Origin of the sequence: Nocardia tenerifensis NBRC 101015 (genome assembly GCF_000308715.1) — a bacterium.
Classification (GTDB): Bacteria; Actinomycetota; Actinomycetes; order Mycobacteriales; family Mycobacteriaceae; genus Nocardia; species Nocardia tenerifensis.
In genome coordinates, this window is sequence record NZ_BAGH01000347.1 from 1 (window position 1) to 2,947 (window position 2,947).

Consider the following 2,947-nt stretch of genomic DNA (forward strand, 5'->3'; position numbering starts at 1 on the left):
TACTTCGGTGTCGCGGCGGCCGTGCACTCGCTCACGGTAGCGCAACTCCGGGTTGCCCTCCGGCCGCACCCACTCCACGTGCACCGCGTGCGGGAATCGTTCGCGCAGCTTGCGCATGGCGTCGACGGGTCGGGCCGAGTCGGTGAGCACCGCCGAGACGTAGTGCTCCTCGGCCGGCGCGTGGCTCGCGTCGGTGAGCAGCTCGTCGAGTGTTCCGGTGAGCTTGCTCAGCCCGCGGACCATGGGCAGATCGCGGCGCTCGACCGAACGCAACCCGGCGGCGTCCAGCTCGACCAGCCAGACGGCCTTGCGATGCGAGCTCTCCGCGAACGAATACGGCAGCGGCGACCCGCAATAGCGCACCGACTCCGACAGCGTCTGCGGGGAATGCAGATGGCCGAGGGCCACGTAGTCGATGCCGTCGAAGGCCGACATCGGCACCGTCTCCACGCCGCCCACCGAGATCGAGCGCTCCGAACCGGTCGCCTCACCGCCGACCACGAAGGCGTGGGCGAGCACCACCGTGCGCGCGCCGTCGCGTCGCGCGATGTCCGCGCGGATGCGGGCCATCGCGGCGTCGAGGATCTCGGCGTGCGAACGCGCCTGCGGCACACCGAGTTCCGCGCGCGTGAGGTCCGGCTCCAGGTACGGGATGCCGTAGAACGCCACCTGACCGTGCTCGTCGTCGAGCAGGATCGGCCGGTCGGCGTCGGCGACGGTGGTGCGCAGATGGAGCCCGCCTGCCGCCGCGAAGCTCGCGCCCGCGCCTAGTCGCGCGGGAGAATCATGGTTCCCCGAGGTGGCGACGATGCGGGCGCCCGCGGCGCGGATGGCCTCGAATCCCCGGTTGCACACCGCGATCGCGTCGGCGCTGGGGATGGACCGGTCGTACACGTCGCCGGGCACCACCACCACGTCGACCGACTCCTCGGCCACCAGCTCCGCGACGGCGGTGAGCGCACGAGCCTGGTCGGCCAGCAGATCGACCCCGTGGAACGTGCGCCCGATGTGCCAGTCCGAGGTGTGCAGCATCCGCATCCGCGAAACCGTAGGGCACCGCACCGACACAATTCAATCGCCGAGGGCGTCGTGTCGGATTGCGGCGGTATGGCTCGGCGTGTCATCGGTGATTTCGCGACGCCTCGTGTATGCACGGCTTGACTGCGATTCGCCTTCTCCGCCGAGGGGATTCGCCGACCCGTCCGGTGTCGATTTGCCGACACGGCGCTGTGTAGATTTGCCGACACGGCGCTGTGTAATTGCCCGCCAACGCTTCTTGTCGGTGGCGTGCGGCACTATCGGCGCTATGACCGCACCGATGCTCCTCGCACTGATGCTGGTGTTCGCCGCCGGGGTAGGGCTCGGCTGGCTCGGCCACGCCGCGCGCGCCGGGCATCGGGCGACGGCGGCGGAGGCGAGACTGGCGGCGGCCACCGACAACGAGCGGCTCCTGCGCCAGTCGCTCACCGCGGCGAACGAGGATGCGGCGCGCAGACATTCGCACGCGATCGGCGCCATGGTCGACCCGCTGCGCGAGGCGGTCGGCGCGCTGAACCAGCACATTCAACAGGTCGAACACCATCGGATCAACGCGTATTCGAGCCTGCGCGAACAGGTCGCGGGCATGCAGCGCACCTCGCTGCAGCTCACCAGCCAGACCAGTCAGCTGGTCGCCGCGCTGCGCGCGCCGCAGATCCGCGGGCGCTGGGGCGAGATCCAATTGGAGCGCGTGGTCGAGTTGGCGGGGATGACGCGGCACGTCGACTTCGACACCCAGGTCACCCGCGCGGCCCGCGGCGACGGCGCGGGCGACCGGAGCGGCAGCGTCCGCCCCGACCTGGTGGTGAACCTCGCGGGCGGCAGGCACATCGTGGTCGACGCCAAGGTGCCGTTCAGCGCCTACCTCGACGCCAGCATGGTCGACGATCCCGACCTGCGCGCCGAGCACCTGACGAGGCACGCGAAACACCTGCGGGGGCACATCGACCAGCTGGCCGACAAGGCGTACTGGGCCGCGTTCGATCCGGCGCCGGAGTTCGTGGTGCTGTTCGTGCCGGGCGATCCGTTCCTCGACGCCGCGCTGACCACGGACTCCGGGCTGTTGGAGTACGCGTTCGGGCGCAACGTGATCCTCGCGACGCCGACCACGTTGATCGCGCTGCTGCGTACGGTCGCGTTCGGATGGCGGCAGGAGGCGCTGTCCCGCGATATGGCAACCATTCAGCAACTGGGTCGGGAGTTGTATGCCCGGCTCGGCATGACCGGCCGGCATCTGGACCGGCTCGGCGCGCAACTCGGCAAGGCCGTCGACGCTTTCAACTACACCGTCGCCTCGGTGGAGTCGCGGGTCATGGTCACCGCGCGCAAACTGCACGACCTCGAAATAGCGGAACAGGAGGTGCCAGCAATCCAGCGGGTGGATTCGTGGCCGCGCGCGGTGGGCTTCGCCGACGCCGACGATTAGCCGGGACAACCGCCGTGCCATAACGCCGTCGAGGGCGGCGAAGGTTAGTGTTCATCCTGTGGCTGCTTCCCAACGTGTGCGAACCCGGGTGCCCGCGCCGCATCGCTCGATACTGCCGACGGTCCCGGGTCTCCCGGTGGGCGCGGCGGTCCTGATCGCGGTCGCCTGCACGTTTCTGGGTTTCTTGATCGACGCGAACGGCGACAGTACCGATTTGACCGGTACCTTCGCCGCGCTGTACATCGTCGGTTGTGTCGCAGCCGTACTGACCGTCCGCTATCGCGGCCTGTTCACCGCCATGGTGCTGCCGCCGCTGCTGCTGTTCGTCGCGGTTCCGCTGGCCTACAAGCAGCTGACCGGCGTGGCGATGACCTCCATCACCGAGGTGCTGCTCAAACTGGCCGTGCCGCTGGTCGAACGCTTCCCCACCATGTTCCTGGCCACCGCGCTCGTCCTGCTGATCGGCGGGGCGCGCATCATGCT

At 69.3% G+C, this 2,947-nt stretch carries 3 protein-coding genes; 2 read left to right on the top strand and 1 reads right to left on the bottom strand.

Features of this window, described 5'->3' with window-relative positions; all coding sequences use genetic code 11:
* Positions 1–1,038, bottom strand: a 1,038-nt coding sequence (locus tag ON39_RS27070; protein WP_040738646.1) for an exonuclease SbcCD subunit D, incomplete at its 3' end; no start/stop codon positions are given.
* A gap of 268 nt (positions 1,039–1,306) precedes the next feature.
* Here ON39_RS27070 and ON39_RS27075 point away from each other — a divergent pair.
* Entirely contained in the window at positions 1,307–2,464 is a 1,158-nt protein-coding gene (locus ON39_RS27075) for a DNA recombination protein RmuC (protein WP_040738648.1), read from the top strand.
* Between the two features lie 58 nt (positions 2,465–2,522).
* On the top strand, positions 2,523–2,947 hold a 425-nt coding region (locus ON39_RS27080; RefSeq protein WP_373283744.1), incomplete at its 3' end, for a DUF6542 domain-containing protein.